Origin of the sequence: Candidatus Frankia alpina (assembly GCF_902806485.1) — a bacterium.
GTDB lineage: Bacteria > Actinomycetota > Actinomycetes > Frankiales > Frankiaceae > Frankia > Frankia alpina.
In genome coordinates, this window is record NZ_CADCWT010000281.1 from 1 (window position 1) to 5,420 (window position 5,420).

The 5,420-nt window shown below is 71.4% G+C and carries 6 protein-coding genes; 2 read left to right on the forward strand and 4 right to left on the reverse strand.

Features of this window, described 5'->3' with window-relative positions:
- Positions 1-597 precede the first annotated feature (597 nt).
- The 3 genes from G6R25_RS20835 to G6R25_RS25515 are packed head-to-tail and all read right to left on the reverse strand — an operon-like array spanning position 598 to position 2,566.
- Positions 598-1,221, reverse strand: a complete 624-nt coding sequence (locus G6R25_RS20835; protein ID WP_163554277.1) for a hypothetical protein — start codon at positions 1,219-1,221, stop codon at positions 598-600.
- Positions 1,218-1,652: a hypothetical protein gene (locus tag G6R25_RS20840; RefSeq protein ID WP_136448329.1), complete on the reverse strand. Its 435-nt coding sequence runs from the start codon at positions 1,650-1,652 to the stop codon at positions 1,218-1,220. The genes G6R25_RS20835 and G6R25_RS20840 overlap by 4 nt, the downstream gene beginning before the upstream one ends.
- Positions 1,649-2,566: a WhiB family transcriptional regulator gene (locus G6R25_RS25515; protein WP_205447303.1), complete on the reverse strand. Its 918-nt coding sequence runs from the start codon at positions 2,564-2,566 to the stop codon at positions 1,649-1,651. The genes G6R25_RS20840 and G6R25_RS25515 overlap by 4 nt, the downstream gene beginning before the upstream one ends.
- 326 nt (positions 2,567-2,892) lie before the next feature.
- On the opposite strand from G6R25_RS25515, the gene G6R25_RS20855 reads away from it, so the two are divergent.
- Positions 2,893-3,633, forward strand: coding sequence for a GntR family transcriptional regulator (locus G6R25_RS20855; protein ID WP_163554278.1), 741 nt, complete (start codon positions 2,893-2,895; stop codon positions 3,631-3,633).
- Positions 3,634-3,812: 179 nt separating this feature from the next.
- Positions 3,813-4,796: a hypothetical protein gene (locus G6R25_RS20860; RefSeq protein WP_163554279.1), complete on the forward strand. Its 984-nt coding sequence runs from the start codon at positions 3,813-3,815 to the stop codon at positions 4,794-4,796.
- Between the two features lie 414 nt (positions 4,797-5,210).
- On the opposite strand, the gene G6R25_RS25520 is transcribed toward G6R25_RS20860, so the two are convergent.
- Positions 5,211-5,420: hypothetical protein (locus tag G6R25_RS25520; RefSeq protein ID WP_205447304.1), on the reverse strand; the 210-nt coding region annotated here is incomplete at its 5' end.

Sequence of the window (5,420 nt, forward strand, 5' to 3'; positions counted from 1 at the left end):
ATCCGTCACCAGATCGCTTGAAACCACAACTCAACGACACCTAACAAAGCCCTACTAGACGCCGGCGTGAAAATTATTGCCCCACCTGTGACGGGTTTTCGGCGCGGGGGGCCGCCGGCGGGTGTCCACGGGCCCGTGCGGGGGTTCGCCGGGGCCCTGAGCGGCCCTGTACAGCGCCGGTATCGGCCCGGTGGGGTCCCTGTCGGCCGGCGGGGGTGTCCTGGCGGGGCGAGCTCGGCCGACCGCCGGCGTCGCCATGGCCACCGCCCGTCCACGCTGGGATGCGTTGCGGCACAGATGCTTTGGGTGTCCGTTGAGATCTGTGTGCGGGCATGCCGGCGGCACAGATGTCCCAGGGGAACGGGGTCAGGCGGTCGGGAGGGGCACGACGAGTGGCCTGCCGGGACGCTGCACCGGCATCCCGCTGTTCGCGCCAACCGCGGCGGTTGGCGAACACGGTCATGTAGGCGGCGTACCGCGCCCGCTGCACCTCGTGGCGCTCCTCCCGGGCGGCGAGCGTCCCGGCGACACCGAGCGCGACGGCGACGTCGTCGAGCTCGGCCGTGCCGCGGGTCCAGCCGGTCGGGCCGGCCACCGTCATGCCGTCATGCCGTCATGCCGGGCCGCCGCCCGCTCCGCCCGCGACCGAGGAGGCACCGCCACCGCGAGCTGATGCGCCACGATGCCCGCCACGGACACCACCGCCATCACCAGCCCGCGCGTCAGCCCGCCGTCGTCACCGGACATGCCATGCGCGAAGTTCAGCGCCGCGCCGGTCACCGCAAACACGCCGATGCCGACGACCAGCCAGCGCACCGGCCGATCCGGATGGGCCCGCCGCGACACCATCACCGCACCGGCGAACGCCCACGCGCCCAGCTCCGACACCGCTGGCAGCAGCAGGCCGGGCGGGCCGTACAGGTCCCACCCGAAGATCGCCATCGCGGGGATCGCCATCACGGCGCACACCACGGCCAGCCCGTAGACCAGCACTTCGACCATGTGCGCACCGGCCGCGGCCACCAGCTCCGCCCGACGCCGGCGAGCATCCGCCCGACGCTTCTCCGACGCCCGCGTACGAGCCGCCAGCTCCGTCCGACGCTCCGCCGACGCCGCGGCCGCATCCGCCCGGTTCTGCTCCCGCTCCGCCGCCACATCGGCCCGACGCTTCGCGGCCGCCGCCGCACGATCCGCCCGACGCTGCTCCGCCCAGTTGCTCACGAGATCACCACCCGGGCGTAGATCACGTACTCCTGAAGGCGACCGGACGGGCCGTACGGCTCCGACCAGCCCTCAACCATCTCGACCACCGCGCCGCCGGCAACCCGCTCAATCCACGGGCGCATCCACGCCTCGACGTCCGCCAGGCGCAGCCGGTCGGAGTCCCCGCCGAACCCGTCGACGGGGTGCACTGCGGCCGGGGTGATCCCCTCGTAGGGCCACGGGCCCGACCGCGAGCCGGGGGCGAACAGGGTCCAGTGGCCGTAGCCGCACGGCGGAGTCACCGCCCACACGTCCCCCGCCGGGACACGGTGCCTCGGATGCCAGTCGGACAGGTCCGCCCCGTCCCACGACGACACCCGGACCCGCCGGCGAACCTCCGCCATGACGACGGCCAGGACCACGACCATCAGCACCACGAACGTGGTCATGACGCCACCGCCGCGACCAGCGCCGCCAGCCACAGGCACCCGACGTGCAGCGACTGATCAGCCAGGTACATCCCGTTCAACCCGTGCGCGGCGAGGTCCGCGAACCCGCGGCCACCGAAGCGGATCAGCACCCAGCGCACCGGCCGGCGCCGGTCCCACAGCCCATGGGTCAGCACGGACACGGCCAGACCCCCGCCGGCACCCGCCACCGTCAGCGGCACCCCCAGCGCCGCGACCGTCACCACCTGCACCAGGTGGTAGCCGAACAGGTGACGGCCCAGCGCCGACCAGCCGGCCCAACCCGGCCCGGCCTTCGCCGCTGCCTGCGCGTCGGTCTGCCCGAACACGTGGTCGCCCACCTGGTGCGCCGCGTACAACACGCCGAACAGCACCGCGAACGTGATCATGCCGCCACCCCCTGCCGAGCGGCACGGCGCGCCGCCGCCCGCGCCGTCTGCCCTGCACTGGACCGAGCAGTACCGGTGACCCGGGTGCCGCGACGACAGCCGCAGCCCGCACACCGCGCACCAGTCCGGGCCCACGAACGGGCCCACCGCCCCGACCGGCACCACCGGCACCGTGTTCGGGTCCGCGACCAGGTAGCCGGCCAGCTCCGCCCGCTCCGGACCGGTCAACCCGCCCCACACCCCCACCGGGGCGTACGGCACCGTCTCGGGCACCCCGTCCACCACCTCGGTCACGGGAGCCATCGCCAGCGCCAGGCACGCCACCCGCACCGGGCAGGCACCGCACACCCCGCGCGCCTCCACCACATCGGCGCCCTGGCCCTCGTCCTCGGTCACCGCCTCGAACAGCGCCACCATCGCCGGCGACACCGTGCACGGCCGATCCGCGGCGTCGACCACCGCGCGCAGCGCCGGCACCGACCACACCGGCAACACCGGGGCGCTCACCGGGAACCGCCCTTCGATGAACCGTCGAGGATCACAGTCCACGAGTCCTTCGACGGCTCCGGGTCACGCGGCAACGTCGGCCACGGACGGCCACCGCCTTCACCCGGGACACCCGGGCGCGGTAGGGCATGCTTCATAACGGGTTGACCTCCAACCAGGTCGGCCCGGCCCCCGGAGCGTCCTACCGCCCGGGGGCCGCTTTGTTGTGTAGGCCGCGTGGTCGACTAGTCGACGTCAACCCCCCCGCACCACTAGGCTGGGCATCTGGACGACTGGTCAGGCCAGGTCAGGTCAGGTCAGCAGAGTTGATCGGGAGGAAAAAAATCATGACCCAGCCAGCACCCGCCTACGCACGGATCATCAGTGACATCCGGGACCGGATCATCCGGGGCGATCTGCAACCCGGCGATCTCGTCCCGAGCGAGCAGTCGATCGTCAACACATGGGGGGTCAGCCGAGGCACGGTTGTCCGGGCCCTCGCGGAGCTTCGCGCGGAGGGCCTGATCGAGACCGTCCCCGGCGTTGGTACCCGAGTGCTCGCCACAACTGCTCAGGGCGGATCGGACCGCGCTCGCCGACTGAAGACGACCGGAAGCATCTTCCGGCCTGACGAGACGTCCACCATCACCGGCGCGGGCATCGTGGACGCACCCGCAGACATCGGCGCGGCGCTCGGGATCGAGCCGGGCACCCCCGTCATCCGCAGGACGCGCCTCCTCAGCGACCGCGACGGCATCGCGGCGATATCGACGTCGTGGCTCCCGGCCGAGTTCGCCGACGCCGTACCCGCCCTGCTCCAGCCCCGCAGCCTTGGCGGAACCGGCACGCTGCGAGCAGTCGCAGTCGCAGTCGCAGACGCGACCGGACGCACCGCCGTGCTGTGCCGAGAGACGTCGGTCGCCCGTCTCGCCGACGAGGCCGAGAGCACCACCCTCGATCTCCCGGCGCCGGCCGCCGTGCTGGAGACCCGAAGCCTGTTCACCGACCATGCCGGCGACGCCATCGAGTACGGCGTCGACATCGCGCCGAGTCGGCGGACCCGCACGGTTGAGATCGCTCTTGCGTAGGGGCGACACACCGAGCCATACCGGCAACACCGACCTGGGCCGCGAACAGGGGCAAGCTCCGTCGTAACCAGGTCCGAGAGGGCCAGAAATGATGTTGGCCCGGAGAAATGTAGCGATCTCCCCGGGCCGATGAACATCACCTTGCTAGGCGAGTACGAGGCTACGGGACCTGTGGGTCCTTGGCCACCGTGCCCGCCATGATCGCCCCAGGAGGCGGCATGAGCGACATGATTTATAGGGCTGAAGATGACGAAGATGACCAGGCCCACATCCCACACACGACTCTGTGGGACCACCGCCTCAGCGTCCGAGCCCGTGGCCTACTCGCGATGTTGCTATGCGTCCGTCCCGGTGCCGGGGTGTCGATGGTGACCCTCGCTCGCGAGATGCGCGCCGTCGGCGGGAAGGTCGCCGAGGGCAGGGACGCACTACGCGCCGCACGGCGCGAGCTGGAACAGGCCGGCTATCTCGTCTCCAGCACCGACCGGGACGACCGCGGCCAGTGGGTGACCCGGACACGTGTCTACCGCCGCGCCCGTAACGCCCAGCCGACCAGCATCACGAAACCGCAGGTCAGCCCGGGGACTGAAAATCCGGCGCCGGGCGATCCGGCGCCGGTAAATCCGGCCCGGGACGCAAAACCGCAGGTCAGCCCGGGGACTGAAAATCCGGCGCCGGGCGATCCGGCGCCGGTAAATCCGGCGCTCTCTTCTAGTACAAGTACTAGAAGAGAAGAAGATGATGAAGAAGACGCGCGCGCGCGCGCGAACAGTGATCCTTTGGAGGGTCGTCCGGCACTTCGTGGTCTGGCTGCCGCGTTGATCGAGGAGGGCATCCGAGCATCGTGGCCGTCGTCACCGTCCAAGCTCGCGGAGATCGAGTCGCTCATGATGCGCCACGAGGTCGACACGTTGGTGATCGCAGCCGTGCAGCAGGACACCAACGCCCGCACCACCCCGGGCCGGACCACTGCCGAATACGTCAGCGCGTTCTTGCCGCGTTGGCGTCGCCTCTCAGCCGCCACCCCGTCGAGGACCAGCGCCACGAGGTCGGCCGACGCCAAGCCGCAGCAATGCCCCCGGCCGGAGCATTACAAGCGTGAGTACATCGGGGGTGTGTGCCCGCTGTGCCGGTCCGAGGCGATCGAGGCAGGCGCCGCGTAGGGGTCGTTGCTCTGCCCATCACATCGTCCGTCTACGTGGCGTTGAGGGTGCGTAGGCGAGGCCCTGAAAGGGTCGTAGGCGGCCGATCGTGACGGGTCTGGTGAGGTTAGTAGGGCGGGAGTGTCTACGGGCGTCTGAGGGCGTTGCCGAATTGGTCGTTTTGGGGTCGAGACCGCACCTCCGCCGGCGGGAGCCTAGCCGGCGGAGGTGCCGCCGATGTTGTGCACGATCCGGGCGGCCGGGGGCCCATGCGCGCAGGCGCGTACGCGCGCGTTGGGCCGTGCATGCACGGTCGTTGCACACCGGTTTGCACGCCGCGTCGCAAACTTTCTGTTGGTCTTCAAGGGCGCCGTACCGGCGCCCCACGCACCGGCCGCGGCCCCGCCTCCCTTCGGTCGGCACCCCACCCGGCCGCTACCCGGTCGGCACGTCGGAGCGCCGGAAGGTCGCCGGTACGGCAAGGGCCAGGAGTACGAGCACGCGAACGCCGCGGCGCACGCCCACGGCCGGCCGCGGCCGGCGAGACCTTTTCGGCCGGCACGCCCACAAGCAGGGCGCCCCGGATTCCTCACCCTGGCCGGCGTCCACGCCACCGACGGCCAGCCGGCGGCGTGGACGGCGTCG

Bases quoted from the DNA above. Each gene is read 5' to 3' on its own strand.
- G6R25_RS20840 (WP_136448329.1), bottom strand. From the start codon at position 1,652: ATGACCACGTTCGTGGTGCTGATGGTCGTGGTCCTGGCCGTCGTCATG.
- G6R25_RS20855 (WP_163554278.1), top strand. From the start codon at position 2,893: ATGACCCAGCCAGCACCCGCCTACGCACGGATCATCAGTGACATCCGG.